This window comes from Aeromonas sp. HMWF016, from assembly GCF_963878195.1.
Lineage (GTDB): Bacteria > Pseudomonadota > Gammaproteobacteria > Enterobacterales > Aeromonadaceae > Aeromonas > Aeromonas lacus.
In genome coordinates this window covers 1-14,290 of sequence record NZ_CAWNWX010000104.1, presented here as the reverse complement: position 1 = coordinate 14,290, position 14,290 = coordinate 1, and the positions used below count along the sequence as shown (strand labels likewise).

The 14,290-nt window shown below is 57.8% G+C and carries 14 protein-coding genes; 10 read left to right on the top strand and 4 right to left on the bottom strand.

The window, feature by feature from the left end; all coding sequences use genetic code 11:
• The 3 genes from AACS24_RS17375 to AACS24_RS17365 form a co-directional block, all read left to right on the top strand.
• A partial coding sequence (locus tag AACS24_RS17375; RefSeq protein WP_308810139.1) for a solute carrier family 23 protein occupies positions 1-427 on the top strand: 427 nt, incomplete at its 5' end.
• Between the two features lie 39 nt (positions 428-466).
• On the top strand, positions 467-1,783 hold the full coding sequence (guaD, locus tag AACS24_RS17370; RefSeq protein WP_108571479.1) for a guanine deaminase: 1,317 nt from the start codon (positions 467-469) through the stop codon (positions 1,781-1,783).
• 379 nt (positions 1,784-2,162) lie between these two features.
• Complete coding sequence (locus tag AACS24_RS17365) at positions 2,163-3,476, top strand: NCS2 family permease (RefSeq protein WP_181364223.1); 1,314 nt, start codon at positions 2,163-2,165, stop codon at positions 3,474-3,476.
• Here the strand turns inward: AACS24_RS17365 and AACS24_RS17360 are convergent.
• Positions 3,473-3,730, bottom strand: a complete 258-nt coding sequence (locus tag AACS24_RS17360) for a hypothetical protein (protein ID WP_108571478.1) — start codon at positions 3,728-3,730, stop codon at positions 3,473-3,475. The genes AACS24_RS17365 and AACS24_RS17360 overlap by 4 nt on opposite strands.
• A 57-nt stretch (positions 3,731-3,787) precedes the next feature.
• Here AACS24_RS17360 and xdhA point away from each other — a divergent pair, with 57 nt between their 5' ends.
• From xdhA to xdhC, 3 genes are read left to right on the top strand one after another with little or no spacing between them, the layout of a single operon-like run.
• Positions 3,788-6,106 carry a xanthine dehydrogenase molybdenum-binding subunit XdhA gene (xdhA, locus tag AACS24_RS17355; RefSeq protein WP_108571488.1) on the top strand — a complete coding sequence of 773 codons (2,319 nt, stop codon included), beginning with the start codon at positions 3,788-3,790 and terminating at the stop codon, positions 6,104-6,106.
• Complete coding sequence (gene xdhB / locus AACS24_RS17350; RefSeq protein ID WP_108571477.1) at positions 6,099-6,977, top strand: xanthine dehydrogenase FAD-binding subunit XdhB; 879 nt, start codon at positions 6,099-6,101, stop codon at positions 6,975-6,977. The genes xdhA and xdhB overlap by 8 nt, the downstream gene beginning before the upstream one ends.
• Positions 6,974-7,459 (top strand): xanthine dehydrogenase iron sulfur-binding subunit XdhC, encoded by a 486-nt coding sequence (xdhC, locus tag AACS24_RS17345; protein ID WP_108571476.1) that lies wholly within the window; start codon positions 6,974-6,976, stop codon positions 7,457-7,459. Before xdhB ends, xdhC begins: the two co-directional genes overlap by 4 nt.
• 105 nt (positions 7,460-7,564) lie before the next feature.
• Here the strand turns inward: xdhC and AACS24_RS17340 are convergent, their stop codons facing one another.
• Positions 7,565-8,104, bottom strand: a complete 540-nt coding sequence (locus tag AACS24_RS17340) for a glycine zipper 2TM domain-containing protein (protein WP_108571475.1) — start codon at positions 8,102-8,104, stop codon at positions 7,565-7,567.
• Positions 8,105-8,586: 482 nt separating this feature from the next.
• On the opposite strand from AACS24_RS17340, the gene AACS24_RS17335 reads away from it, so the two are divergent.
• Both AACS24_RS17335 and AACS24_RS17330 read left to right on the top strand, forming a co-directional pair.
• Positions 8,587-8,775 carry a hypothetical protein gene (locus AACS24_RS17335; RefSeq protein WP_108571474.1) on the top strand — a complete coding sequence of 63 codons (189 nt, stop codon included), beginning with the start codon at positions 8,587-8,589 and terminating at the stop codon, positions 8,773-8,775.
• Between the two features lie 242 nt (positions 8,776-9,017).
• Positions 9,018-10,640: an acyl-CoA synthetase gene (locus AACS24_RS17330; RefSeq protein ID WP_108571473.1), complete on the top strand. Its 1,623-nt coding sequence runs from the start codon at positions 9,018-9,020 to the stop codon at positions 10,638-10,640.
• Positions 10,641-10,737: 97 nt separating this feature from the next.
• Here the strand turns inward: AACS24_RS17330 and AACS24_RS17325 are convergent, their stop codons facing one another.
• Complete coding sequence (locus tag AACS24_RS17325; protein ID WP_108571472.1) at positions 10,738-12,027, bottom strand: sensor domain-containing diguanylate cyclase; 1,290 nt, start codon at positions 12,025-12,027, stop codon at positions 10,738-10,740.
• Positions 12,028-12,379: 352 nt separating this feature from the next.
• Between AACS24_RS17325 and AACS24_RS17320 the strand changes: the two genes are divergently transcribed.
• Together AACS24_RS17320 and AACS24_RS17315 are read left to right on the top strand one after the other, a co-directional pair.
• Positions 12,380-12,970 (top strand): KAP family NTPase, encoded by a 591-nt coding sequence (locus AACS24_RS17320; protein ID WP_258222983.1) that lies wholly within the window; start codon positions 12,380-12,382, stop codon positions 12,968-12,970.
• Positions 12,874-13,911 carry a KAP family P-loop NTPase fold protein gene (locus AACS24_RS17315; RefSeq protein ID WP_258222985.1) on the top strand — a complete coding sequence of 346 codons (1,038 nt, stop codon included), beginning with the start codon at positions 12,874-12,876 and terminating at the stop codon, positions 13,909-13,911. Before AACS24_RS17320 ends, AACS24_RS17315 begins: the two co-directional genes overlap by 97 nt.
• A 33-nt stretch (positions 13,912-13,944) precedes the next feature.
• Here AACS24_RS17315 and hisE read toward each other — a convergent pair.
• Positions 13,945-14,290: phosphoribosyl-ATP diphosphatase (gene hisE, locus AACS24_RS17310; protein WP_108571471.1), on the bottom strand; the 346-nt coding region annotated here is incomplete at its 5' end.

The window sequence follows — 14,290 nt, the reverse complement described above, 5'->3', positions numbered from 1 at the left end:
CGGGGCCATGACCCTGATGTTCTCGATGATTGCCATCGCGGGGTGCCGGATCATCATGACCCACGGCATGGATCGGCGGGAGACGCTGATTGTGGCCACCTCGCTCGGGTTGGGGCTCGGTGTCTCCTATGACCCGAGTGTGTTCAGGGTGCTGCCCGATGCCCTCTATGTGTTGGTGGAGAACCCCATCTGCGCCGGGGGGATCACCGCCATCATCATGAATCTGGTGTTGCCCCAGAGCCGCACACACAAGGCAAAGACCGCAGCCAAAGCGCTCAAGACGACCGATGCAGTAGAGGTGATCCAGCTGAGCGACAAACCGGATGTGACCTTCACGGCCCGTCCTGTCAGTGCCGCGAACCGCCGCGATGAAGAGGCGCTGGCCGATGCCAAACCGGTCGCCGCCGTCCAGGTCGAACGGGTCTGATGGTCACAACAGAACAATAAAAAAGTAGGGGAACGAGGTATGAAATACGACAACTCCGTCAAAGCCGTGCGCGGCAGCTTCTTCGATATCACCCGGGTGGTGGATCAGCCTGAGGAGATTGAGGCCAACGCCCGTCTTATCGAGGATGGCCTGCTGATCATTCGCAACGGCTGCATCGACTGGTTCGGTGAGTGGGAGGAGGGGAAAGATCGCATTCCGGCCGAGGTGCGGGTGCGGGATTATCGCGGCAAGATGATAGTGCCGGGCTTTGTCGACACCCACATTCACTATCCCCAGAGCGAGATGGTGGGTGCCTATGGCGAGCAACTGCTGGAGTGGCTCAACCGCCACACCTTCCCGGCTGAGCGGCGCTACAACGATCTCGAATATGCCCGCGAGATGTCCACCTTCTTTATCAAGCAGTTGCTGCGCAACGGCACCACCACGGCGCTGGTTTTCGGCACCGTTCACCCCGAGTCGGTGGACGCTCTGTTCGAGGCGGCCAGTCGCATCAACATGCGGATGATCGCCGGCAAGGTGATGATGGATCGCAACGCGCCAGATTATCTGCTCGATACCGCCGAGAGCAGCTATGTGCAGAGCAAGCAGCTTATCGAGCGCTGGCACGGCAACGGTCGACTTCTATATGCCATCACACCAAGATTTGCACCCACCTCGACACCCGAGCAGCTCACGGTGGCGCGGCGGCTGCGCGAAGAGTTTCCCACCACCTATCTGCACACCCATCTGTGCGAGAACAAGGACGAGATCGCCTGGGTCAAATCCCTGTTCCCGGCGCACAAGGGTTATCTCGATGTCTATCACCAGCATGGGCTGACCGGCCACAACTGCGTCTTTGCCCACTGCGTCCATTTGGAAGAGCAGGAGTGGGATTGCCTGAAAGAGACCAATTCAACTATCGCGTTTTGCCCCACCTCCAACCTTTATCTCGGCAGTGGTCTGTTCAAGCTGCACAAGGCGTGGCGCAAGCAGGTGAAGGTGGGGATGGGCACCGACATCGGCGCGGGTACCACCTTCAACATGCTGCAGACCCTCAACGAGGCCTACAAGGTGATGCAGTTACAAGGAGAGCGGCTCTCGGCCTATCAGGCTTTCTATCTGGCGACCCTGGGCGGCGCCCATTCGCTCGGGCTTGACGAGAAGATCGGCAGCTTTGCGGTGGGCAAGGAGGCGGACTTCGTGGTACTCGACCCGGTTGCCACCCCGCTGCAGCAGCTGCGTTATGACAACTCCACCACCTTGCGCGACAAGCTCTTTGTGCTGCTGACCCTGGGGGATGACAGAGCCATCTATCGTACCTATGTGGATGGTCAACTGGTCCACGAACGGGGCTAGGGAGAATAAACCGGGCAGGGCAGCAAGCGTGCAGCCCTGCCACGAATACGGAGGCTGGCGTGCCCGCCCGGGGCGCCAGCGCCGCGATACATCAGGGCGACCCCCTGATGACCAACCTGAAATGGCCCGGTTTTTTGATCAGCAAGGCAAACGTTTGATTGGTGCTGCCAGCCCTGGTCTCTGAGTTGCACCTTCCATGTGCAATGGCAGATCCACAGATCCTGTCGCCATTTCGTGATGAAACATTCAGGCGCTTGTGAAGGAGTTGGGTATGACCCAAGCAAACAGCAGGACAAACAGCGTGGAAGGGCTGGCCAGTCAAGACACCGGCAAGACCGCATCACAACAGCAACCGCTCACGGCTCTCGATCGCTATTTCATGATCAGCGAGCGGGGCAGCAACGTCAGACAGGAGGTGCTGGCTGGGCTCACCACCTTCCTTGCCATGGTCTATTCGGTGATCGTGGTGCCCGGTCTGCTCGGCAAGGCAGGTTTTCCGCCGGGCGCCGTCTTTGTGGCCACCTGTCTGGTGGCGGGGTGTGGTTCATTGTTGATGGGGCTTTGGGCCAAGCTGCCGATGGCTATCGGCTGTGCCATTTCGCTCACCGCCTTTACCGCTTTCAGTCTGGTGCTGGGGCAGCAGATCCCCATTCCGGTAGCACTCGGTGCTGTCTTCCTGATGGGGGTGCTGTTCACTGCCATCTCTGTGACCGGGGTGCGTAGCTGGATCCTCGACAACCTGCCGATGGGGATTGCCCACGGTACCGGCATCGGTATCGGTCTCTTCCTGTTGCTGATCGCAGCCAACGGGGTAGGGCTGGTTATCAAAAACCCGCTGGAGGGGCTGCCGGTGGCGCTGGGGGCCTTTACCTCGATGCCGGTCATCATGACCCTGCTCGGCCTTGCGGTGATTTTCGGGCTGGAGAAGCTCAAAGTTCCGGGCGGGATCCTGCTGGTGATCATCGCCATCTCTATCTTCGGTCTCATTTTTGACCCGGCGGTGAAGTATCAGGGTTTGTTCGCTCTGCCGAGTCTCTCCGACGATCAGGGCAAGTCTCTCATCTTCAGCCTAGACATCATGGGTGCCCTCTCGCCGCTGGTGCTGCCCAGCGTGCTGGCACTGGTGATGACCGCGGTATTTGATGCCACCGGCACCATTCGCGCCGTGGCGGGGCAGGCCAATCTGCTGGATAAGGATGGCCATATCATCAACAGCGGTAAGGCGCTGAGCGCCGATTCGGTGAGCAGCATCTTCTCCGGTCTGGTAGGGGCATCCCCGGCCGCCGTCTATATCGAATCGGCGGCGGGCACGGCGGCGGGCACGGCGGCGGGCGGCAAGACCGGCCTCACCGCCACCGTGGTGGGCGGTCTCTTCCTGCTGATGCTGTTCCTGGCGCCGCTCTCCTATCTGGTACCTGCCTATGCCACCGCACCGGCGCTGATGTATGTGGGGCTCCTGATGTTGAGCAACGTCACCAAGCTCGATTTCAGTGACTTTGTCGGGGCCATGTCCGGTCTGCTGTGCGCGGTCTTTATCGTGCTCACCTGCAACATCGTCACCGGTATCATGCTGGGCTTCAGTGCGCTGGTGATTGGCCGCATCTGCTCCAAGGAGTGGCACAAGCTCAACACGGGCACCGTCATCATCGCCCTGGCGCTGGTGATTTTCTATGCTGGGGGGTGGGCTATTTAGGGATAACCCGCCCGTTTCGGGGCTGCCATCGGCAGCCCCGCTTTTCTTTGCCAAACCTGCATGTTTCTTTGATTTTCACCCCGTACCATTTTGATAAATCCCCTTACCAGATTGATAGCGCAGCGGGCACTGGTTGCATCGGGGGCTGCTGCTTCGTCTTCGGCAGGCACCTTGCCGGCCAGAAAAAGGGAGACAGATGGGATCCTCTTCACACTTCTTCCCATCGCCGGGGCGAGAGGGGGAAACAGGCGCATATCTTGCTGTTTTTTATCCCGGTTCTGGATTTTTCTTCCCTGAAAAAGGACTTGATCATGTCCATAGGATTACCGCTCAAGCGGGTGGATGCCGAGGCCAAGGTGACCGGCAGTGCCCGTTATACCGATGACAACATCATGCTCGGCATGCGCCACGCCAAGTACGTGCGCAGCAATATTGCCCACGGCAAGGTGCTTGCCATCGACGCCAGCGAGGCGCTGGCGCTGCACGGGGTTGAAGCTGTGTTCACCCACGAGGATGTGCCCACCACCTGTTTTCGCACCGCCGGCCACGCCTGGTCCCTCGATGAGGCCAAGCGGGATGTGAAAGACCGGCGTCTGCTCACCGACCATGTGCGCCACTTTGGCGATGGTGTTGCCATCGTAGTTGCGCGCGATCCGCTGGTCGCCGAGAAGGCCGCTGCGCTGGTCAAGGTCACCTACGAGCCGCTGCCGGTGATGACGGATGCTCAAAGTGCGTTGGCCGAGGATGCCTATCCCATCCATCCGAATGGCAACCTGCTGCGGCAAAGCCAGATCCGGGCGGGTGAGCCGGAACAGGCCATCGTCGCTGCGGATCTGCAGTTCAAGGCGCACTACCAGACGCCGGTGGTGCAGCACTGCCATCTGGAGACGGTGACCTGCTACGCCTATATGGATCAGCCAGACCACATCATAGTCGTCAGCAGCACTCAAATCCCCCAGATTGTGCGCAGCCGGGTAGCCAAATCCCTCGGTCTGCCCTGGTCGAGTGTGCGGGTGATCAAGCCCTATATGGGCGGCGGTTTTGGCAACAAGCAGGATGTGCTGGAAGAGCCGATGGCGGCATTTTTGAGCTACAAGCTTGGCGGCGTGCCGGTCAAGGTGACTTTGAGCCGGGAAGAGTGCTTCTTCGCCTCCCGCACCCGTCACGGCTTTGCCATCAATGGCAAGATGGGCCTCAACCGCGACGGCACACTCAAGGGGTATCAGCTCGACGTGCTCTCGAATACCGGCGGTTATGCCTCTCACGGCCACTCTATCGCCAGCGCCGGCGCCAACAAGATCAGCTACCTCTATCCGCGCAGCGCCTTTGGCTATGACGCCAAGACCTTCTACAGTAATCTGCCCACCGCCGGTGCCATGCGCGGTTACGGCGCCCCGCAGGTGGTGTTTGCCCTCGAATGCATGCTGGACGATGCCTGCGCCGAGTTGGGGCTCGACCCGCTTGCGGTGCGGATCGCCAACGTGGCCCGCGAGGGGGACGTCAATCAGGTCAACCAGAAGACCATCTACAGTGCGGGTTTGCCCGAGTGTTTGCGCCGGGGTGGCGAGCAGTTCGAGTGGGAACGGCTCAAGGCCGAGTGTCTGGCACAGGATCCGGCGAGCCGGGTACGGCGCGGCATCGGGGTGGCGTGCTTCAGCTACGGCTCCAACACCTACCCGGTGGGGGTCGAAATTGCCGGCGCCCGCATGCTGCTCAATCAGGATGGCACCGTCAATCTGCAGATCGGTGCCACCGAGATAGGGCAGGGGTCGGATACCGTCTTTGCCCAGATGGCGGCCCAGACTTTAGGCATTCCGTTTGATCAGATCCGGGTCATTTCGACTCAGGATACCGACATTACCGCCTACGATCCGGGCTCGTTCGCCTCGCGCCAGAGCTATGTGGCAGCCCCTGCCATTCATCAGGCGGCGCTGCAACTGCGGGCCCGCATTTTGTCGCTGGCAGCCCAGCTCTGTCATCAGGATGTGGGATCGCTCACCCTGATCGACGGCTACGTTGTGCTGGCCGGCGCACCGGACAAGGTGCTGTTAAGCGTCGCTGAGGTGTCGGTCAACGCCTATTACCACCTTACCATCGGCGGCCAGATCACCTCGGAAGTCTCCCACAAGACCACCACCAACCCGCCGAGCTTTGGCTGCACCTTTGTCGATCTCAGTGTCGATATCGATCTCTGCAAGGTGACCATCAATCGCATCCTCAACTTGCACGATGCGGGCAAGATCCTCAACCCGCAGTTGGCAGAGGGGCAGGTGCATGGCGGCATGGGGATGGGTATCGGCTGGTCGCTGTTCGAGGAGATGATCATCGACGCCAAGAGCGGCGTGGTGCGCAACCCCAACCTGCTCGACTACAAGTTTCCCACCATGCTGGATTTGCCGGGGCTTGAATGTGACTTCGTGCAGACCTACGAGCCCCAGTCGGTCTATGGCCACAAATCTCTGGGAGAACCGCCCATCATCTCGCCGGGCCCGGCGATCCGTAACGCCATTCGCATGGCGACCGGCGTCGCCATCAACGAGCTGCCTATCACCCCCAAAACCCTGTTCCGGGAGTTTGTCGCGGCGGGTTTGATTGGCGAGGGATCAGGGGAGGAGCAACACCATGTTTGATATTGCCCGTTACTACAAGGCGCACAGTGTGGCCGAGGCGGTAGCCCTGCGCCAGGCCGACCCCGAAGCGCGCCTCTTGGCCGGTGGCACCGATGTGATGATCCAGCTGCATCACCTCAACCCAGCCTATCGCCATATCGTCGATATTCATGACTTGCCCGAATTGAAGGGGGTGAGTGAGCTGGCCAACGGCTCTATTCGCATCGGCTCTGGCACCACCTTTACCGAGCTCATCGAAAACGAGCTGGTGCAGCGTCGCTTGCCGATGCTGGCGGAAGCTGCCGCCACCATCGCGGGTCCGCAGATCCGCAACGTCGCCACTTTTGGCGGCAATATCTGCAACGGCGCCACCAGTGCCGACTCGGCGGCGCCGACTGTCGCGTTGGAGGCTGAGCTGGAAATCGCCGGGCCCAATGGCACGCGCCGCATCCCCATCGCCGGATTTCATACCGGCCCCGGCAAGGTGGCGCTGCAACCTGCGGAAATTCTGGTGGCGTTTCATTTCGCCCCGGATACTCACCCCTATGTGGGCTCCCACTACTTCAAATACGCCATGCGGGGGGCCATGGACATCGCCACCATCGGATGCGCCGCCTACTGCCAGATTGAGAATGGCCACTTCAAGCGCCTGCGGCTGGCTTATGGGGTGGCGGCACCGACACCGGTGCGTACCCCGCACGCCGAAGCTGCGGCCGAGGGGCAACCGCTGACTCGCGCCACACTGGCCGCGATTGCCGAGGCGGTGGTGGCCGATGTGGCGCCGCGATCCTCCTGGCGGGCAGAGAAGGAGTTTCGCCTGCACCTTATCAAAACCCTGGCGCAGCGGGTGGTCGCCTGCGCAGTAGAACGTGCCGGAGGCAAGATCCTATGATGCAACCGCAAAGCTGTCCCGCCGTAGAGATCCAGTGCGAGATCAACGGCAAGCCTTACTCCTATGCTGTGCCGTCCACCATGTCGCTGCTCCACTTCCTGCGCGGGCAGGGGCTTATCAGCGTGAAAGAGGGGTGCAGTGTTGGTGAGTGCGGCGCCTGTACCGTGCGGGTGGATGGCACTGCCATCGACAGCTGCCTCTATCTGGCGATCTGGGCCGATGGCAAATCCATTCGCACCGTGGAGGGGGAGCGCAAAGGCAATGAGCTCTCCGACGTGCAACAGGCCTTTATCGACGAGGGGGCGGTGCAGTGCGGTTTTTGCACACCCGGGCTAGTGATGGCGAGTGCGGCCCTGCTCGACAAGACCGAGCGCCGTCCGCTGACCGATGCGGAGATCCGCCGGGGGCTTTCGGGTAATCTCTGCCGCTGCACCGGTTATCAGAACGTGGTGCGGGCGGTGAAGAAGTGCTGCAAGGGTTGATCAGCCGCTTGCCCCTTCGGTGACGAAAGCCGCGTAACAAGCGATAAAACCAAAGGCCCGTCTCGCAAGAGGCGGGCCTTCTCTCTTTGTCTTTCACCGGGGTGATTACCCTTTTTGCGGCTCGATCACCAGTTTGCCATCCTTGACCGGAATGGTGGGGCCGGGAGCCTGTTTCATCCGGATCACCCCCTCCTGGCCGGCGAGTCGGTAGGTCACGTCATAGCCGATGGTGCGGCTAGTGCTATCCTGCACCGTCTTGCAGCGCTGCTCGGTAGTGGTATAGGTGTCGCCTGCTTGCATATTGCCCTGCACCTGATTGCCGGCGTAGCCACCTGCAACCGCTCCGGCGGCTGTCGCTACCTTCTTGCCGCTGCCACCGCCAAACTGGTGGCCGAGCACACCACCCAGCGCGGCGCCAACCACGGTGCCGAGGATCTTGTTCTCATCCTGTACCGGTTTGCGGTGGGTGAGCGTGACGTTGCGACACTCCTGACGCGGGGTCTGGATGGTCTCGGTGACCGGCTTGCTGGCAATCACCTCGGCAAAGGTGGGGGTCGGTGTAAAGAGAGAGCCACTGGCCGCCGCCGACAGCGCCAGTGCGGATGCGACGCCAATACCGATACCTGCCATCATGGATCTGTTCATTTTGTTGTTCTCCTGCAATATCCATTCGAGCTGTTCCAATCTGGCGCCATCTTGTCATAGCCGCTGCAGCGGACAAGGCGAGAGGGACGAGGGTGCGACAGCCGGTGACAAGGTCAAAAAACAGCCACCACGAAAAAGTGTCTGACTTTGGCGACAACGCCGTAAAAATGACCATTTTGGTGATAATGAAAAGGAAGTGAGGGGGTGAACGGCCCATTATGAGTCGCATTTTGCAATGAAAAAATGACGATTGTCTGGCAAGTGGCAAACTGCTTCCGCCCGCGAGGTCAAGTGCAGTGCGTAATTCCCAGGATGCTGCCGCCAACTCATTGATAAAACACTGCAGCCAGATTGTCTTTGTGCCGATAAGAGAATACGGCAAGCCTTTTGCTTGGATTGGGGTAGGGAGAGTGGGGTGTTAGGCGCCAAGGGGTCGAGCCAGACAGGAGACCACCTCCGAACCGGAGTAATGAGGGGGAGATATGTCAATGTTACCCAGGTGGATCACTCCGGCCATTCAGGCCAACATCATCACGGTGCAGCAAGCGGAGCGCCTGCTCGCCTCTCTCTATCAGCCACTTTCCGAGCAGGGTGAAGAGTTGCCTGCTGAGCTGGCCGACATCAGTCTCAAACTCTACTGCTTCCGCCAACAGGGGCGGATCCGCCACTGAGCTCTATCCCAAATCAAGAGCGCCTTTCACTCATGGTGAGAGGCTTCTCTGCACTGTCTCGTTCTTCATCGCCTCGTTGACGCCCTCTCTAAGACGTTTTGCTAATACCTGCCGCCACAGGCTCACTGTTAGGCTGTCATCCCCATAAGAGACCTGCGACGGGCAGGATGCCCATGTCGCTTGTTGAGCCCGGAATGATCCCGGAACAGCCCGTTTTGTGCCACCTGTGAGGAAGGAATCCGATGACAGAGCAGAACATCTATCAGCGCGATCTGGAAAAAAATCCCGCCAATTATGAGGCGCTGACCCCCATCAGCTTTCTGGGACGGGCGGAGCGGGTCTATCCCGACTATCCGGCGCTGATCCACGGTCCGCTGCGCCAGAGCTGGGGCGAGACCGCCCGCCGTTGTCGCCAGTTTGCCTCGGCCCTGCGGCTTCGCGGTATCGGGGAGGGGGATACCGTCTCCATCGTCGCGCCCAATATCCCGGCGATGTTTGAAGCCCACTTCGGGGTGCCGATGAGCGGCGCCGTACTCAACACCATCAATACCCGGCTTGATGCCGAGTCGATGGCCTTTATCTTCCAGCATGCCCAGAGCAAGGTGGTGCTGGTGGATAGGGAGTTTGGCCCTGTGGTGCGCAAGGCGCTGGATCTGCTGGAGAGCCAACCGCTGGTCATCGCCATCGACGATCCCCTCTACCGGGAAGGGGCGCTTGTCAGCGAACTGACTTATGAGGCATTTATTGCCAGCGGCCACGGCGATGAACCCGGCTGGCTGCCAGAGGATGAGTGGCAGGCCATCTCCCTTAACTACACCTCCGGCACTACCGGCAATCCCAAGGGGGTGGTCTATCACCATCGCGGTGCCCATCTCAACGCCATCAACAATGTGCTCTCATGGGAGCTGCCCAAGCACCCCGTCTATCTCTGGACATTGCCGATGTTTCACTGCAACGGCTGGTGCTTCCCCTGGACGCTGGCAGCCACCGCAGGGGTGAGCGTCTGTCTGCGTCATGTGCAGGCGGCCGCCATTTATGAGGCGTTGCACGAGCACAAGGTGAGCCACTTCTGCGCAGCGCCCATCGTGCTCAATATGCTCAACAATGCCGATCCTGCGCTCAAGCAGGGGCTGGATCACCCCATCAAGGTGATGACCGCCGGGGCTGCGCCCCCCGCCACCGTGATCGCTGGCATGGAGGCGATGGGGATAAACGTGACCCACGTTTACGGCCTCACCGAAACCTATGGCCCCTGTGTGTTGTGCGAACCGCAGCGAAGCTGGCAAGGTCAGGATGCCACCACGCTGTCGCGTCTCAAGGCACGGCAGGGCGTCGCGTCACCCCTGCAGGGGGAGATGCGGGTGGTCCATCCGGTTAGCGGTGAGCCGGTGGCCAAAGATGGCAAAACCATGGGGGAGATAGTGCTGCGCGGCAACGTGGTGATGAAGGGTTATCTGAAAAATCCGGCGGCCAGCGCCGAGGCGATGGCCGAGGGGTGGTTCCGGAGCGGGGATTTGGCGGTGTGGCACCCGGATGGTTATGTGGAGATCAAGGACAGATCCAAGGACATCATCATCTCCGGCGGGGAGAACATATCCAGCCTGGAGGTGGAAGATGTGCTCTATCGCCATCCCGATGTGGACGAAGCTGCGGTGATCGCCATGCCCGATGAGAAGTGGGGGGAAGTGCCCTGCGCCTTCGGGAAATTGAAGGAGGGGCGAGAGACCACCCAGGCGGAGCTTATCGCTTTTTGCCGGGAGCAGATGGCTCACTTCAAGGCGCCCAAGCGCATCATTTTCACCCCGCTGCCCAAGACCTCGACCGGCAAGGTGCAAAAGTTTGTATTGCGCAAGCAGTTGGGATAGAGGCCCATGCGCGTGAGTGAAAGCAGCTTGTAATAGGGTGGATAAGCGGTTGGGATAAGTGCAAAAAAGAGATGGGAGTGCCTGACTGGCCAGCCAGCTATCGCACCTTGCACGCGACGCAGTTGCGGCCGGTCTGTTTGGCCTGATAGAGCATCTGATCGGCGCGGGCGTAGAGGCTCTCCATCAGCTCTCCCTCGCCATTTTCCACCAGTCCGGCACTGATGGTGATGACCAGCTCATCCCCATCGGGCAGGGAGAGCGGGTTTTGCATCACCTGCAGGCGTAGCCGTTCTGCCAGTGATGCGGCGGCCTGGAGGGTTGTGTTGGGCAGTAAAATGGCGAACTCGTCGCCACCGATACGAGCCAGCACATCTTCGCTGCGCAGCACCGATTGCATCACCCTGCCCAGATGAACCAGCGCCCTGTCCCCCAGGGGATGGCCGAAGCGATCGTTGATGCACTTGAACTGATCCACATCCAGCACCATCAGCACCGAGGTGAGATGGTGGCGCATGTCCAGACTGAGGTTCTTCTCGCACATCTCGAAAAAGAAACGGCGGTTGTAGAGGCCGGTTAGGCCATCGCGTACCGACTGCTGATGCAACTGCTCCTTGAGCTGGTGTAGTTCGGTGATATCGGAGGAGATACCGATCAGGGTCGGGGTGCCATCCCCCAGCAGAAAGGGCACCTTGACCGACCAGTAGTAGTGCTGATTGCCCTCGATATCGGTCAGCGTCTCTTCGCCGGCTTGCAGTTCTCCCGTTTCGAATACCCGGTTGTCCAGCCGCCACAGCTGGCACGCGCTGGCGGCCGGGATCACCTCGTCATCGCGCCGGTTGATGATCTGTTCGGCAGGGATGCCAAGCAGCTCGGAGACCTTTTGATTGACGTAAAGAAAGCGGTGCTGGCTGTCTTTCATATAGATATGGGCATCCACGTTGGCGAGGATGATCTCCAGCAACTGGTGCTGCTCGGCCAACCGAGCCTCGATCAGCTTGTGTTCGGTGATATCGGTTGAGATGCCGCACAGGCCGATCAGGTTGCCATCCCGGTCATACATGGGCTTTTTGACTGTCCAGTAGAAGCGCTTTTCTCCGGTGGTTTTGAGGTAGTTGATCTCCTCCTGAGCGAGGGCGAGCTGCTGCTCCAGCACCAGTTGATCATTACGCTTAACGGCATCAGAGAACTCGAGATCAAAAAAGGCACGATCATCCTGCCCCTGCAACTCGGCGAGGGTACAGCCAAAGAGATCCAGCACCGCCTGATTGGCATAGGTGTAACGGCCCGCCAAATCTTTGGTAAAAAGGTAAGCGTCAGTCTCGTTAAAGATGGCTTTGAGGTGATCCAGCTCATGCTGCAATCGAATGGAGAAGGGTTCATCCTTCATGGGGTTAACCATCCTTGGTTAATGGAGTCGTTGTATACCGCGCGAATATATGTACCAACAGTTTAAATTAAGCACTGAACAGGCCATATTTCGCGTTTATTTCCGCAGGATCTGCGCGATGTCACACGATTGTCATCGTTGGTGTGGTCAAAGGAAATCAACTGAGTCCGTGGCTGTTCAGATAACCGTCCCACCCATATCGGCCCGGCTTCGTGGGCCAGCAGAGAGAAATTAACCGGCAGTCAAAAACGCCAACCTGAGCGGCAGAAAGGGCAACAAACAGGTCTTTAATCAAACTATTTTCACGGTGCCCCTGATATCATCCCTGCAACGTAACATGGGGAGGTTCGAGATGTCAGTGGCACCGTTTAAATGGGATTCAACAATTCAGTGGGACGGGCCGGGGGCCATTGACGGTGTGGTGGAAGAGTTGGCCGGTGATCGGCTGGATCGCGCCCGCTATGCTGAATTTCTCACCAACTACCTCGCCGCCGAAGGTAAGCAGCGCAACTATGTGCTTAACCTCAATGCCGAATTGGGGGCGGGTAAAACCTGGTTTATCAAGCGCTGGTATATGGAGCTGAAAGCGCACTATCCCACCGTCTATATCGATGCCTGGCTGCAGGACTTTTCCGATGACCCCTTATTGACGGTGATTTCGTCGATTATTGAGCAATTGAGAGACGCACAGGAAAGACGGTTGCCATACCTGATGGCATCAAGTCCAAGTTATTGGGGTTGCTCAAGGTGGGCGGGAAATTGGTACTCAAGTCAGCCATTAAAAAAGCTGGATGGGAAGATAGTGATTTTTCTGTGGAAGGCGAAGATGCAGATAAGCTGGTTGATATGCTTTGTAGCAACCACAAAGAGCGTTATGAATCTATCCAGTATCTTAAAAAAGAGATCCGGCAATGGGTTGAAGCGGCGGTTTCAGCAAACTTAGACCAATTGGATGGCCAAGGTCGCTTGGATTATCCCGCCTTTATTTTGATTGATGAGTTGGACCGATGTCGTCCCACCTATGCGGTAGAAATGCTGGAGACTATCAAACATATCTTTGATATTCAGGGTGTGGTATTTGTGCTGGCAACGGATACTGCGCAGTTGCAGCATGCCATAAAGGTAATATATGGCGAAGGATTTGATGCCCAAAATTATCTTGGGCGTTTTTTTCAGAGAAGATTCACACTAAATAGAAAGTCTAGGCGTGAATTTATCTCGAATATATTAGAAGTTAGGTCACTACCAGATGGTTCAGCCATGATGTGGCCTGAATTGAATAATCCGCGAGCCTTACTGGAGGTAGTTACTGCGGTCAGTGATAGTTTAGAGTTAAGTTTAAGGCAAACAGAACAAATCATAGACCGTTTGCTTTTTGTTATATCCAAACCTAGGAGGAAAAAGGTTAACCTGATTTTTCTTATGTATCTTTTTGCACTACATGAAAAAGACTATCAATTATACTCTGGTGTTTCTGACGGTGCTCTGTCACACGCTCAAGATAAATTCAATGAAAAAACTTTTGCGCATAAAATTAGTCTTAAAAAAGATGTGACTATGGCGGTTTTTATCAGAGCTAACACTGAAATTGGAAGCGTTGTATTTCGTGCACAAGGAAAGAGTGATATACCGAATCCATTTGATGATAATTTTTACAATGTCTCCCTTGGTGAAATAGTATGTTACTCGTATCAGTTTATGTTGAATGATTCATATAGACTTAGAGATGATCGTGAATTAAAAGAGATTGTTGAGAAGATTGATGCGAATGGCTCTCTGAATATGCAAGAAAATTCTATTTTAGCCAAAAAGGAACTCTCTTTATTAGAGTGTAATCTTTCTCTATATAAAAACTTAGTTGAGCTGGCCGTGCATCTTGACTAAATAAAGCCGGGATAACCCGGCTTTATTATTAGCTTATTTATTATGCCGCTCATAAAGCCGCTGCACCACATCCTGTAATCCCAGCCCCTCGTTTTGCAGCAGCACGGTCAGGTGGTAAAGCAGATCGGCGGATTCGTTAATCAGCTCCTCCCGATCCTTGGCCATGGCGGCCAGTGCCACTTCTACGCCTTCTTCACCTACCTTCTGGGCGATGCGCTTGGTGCCTTTGCCGTAGAGGCTGGCGGTGTAGCTGGTGGCCGGATCGGCCCCTTTGCGGGCTGCCAGGATCTGTTCCAGCTCAGCCAGGAAACCGAGCGGCGGCAGCGGGTGGCCGTTAAAGCAGGAGGTTGTGCCCATGTGGCAGGTGGGGCCGACGGGG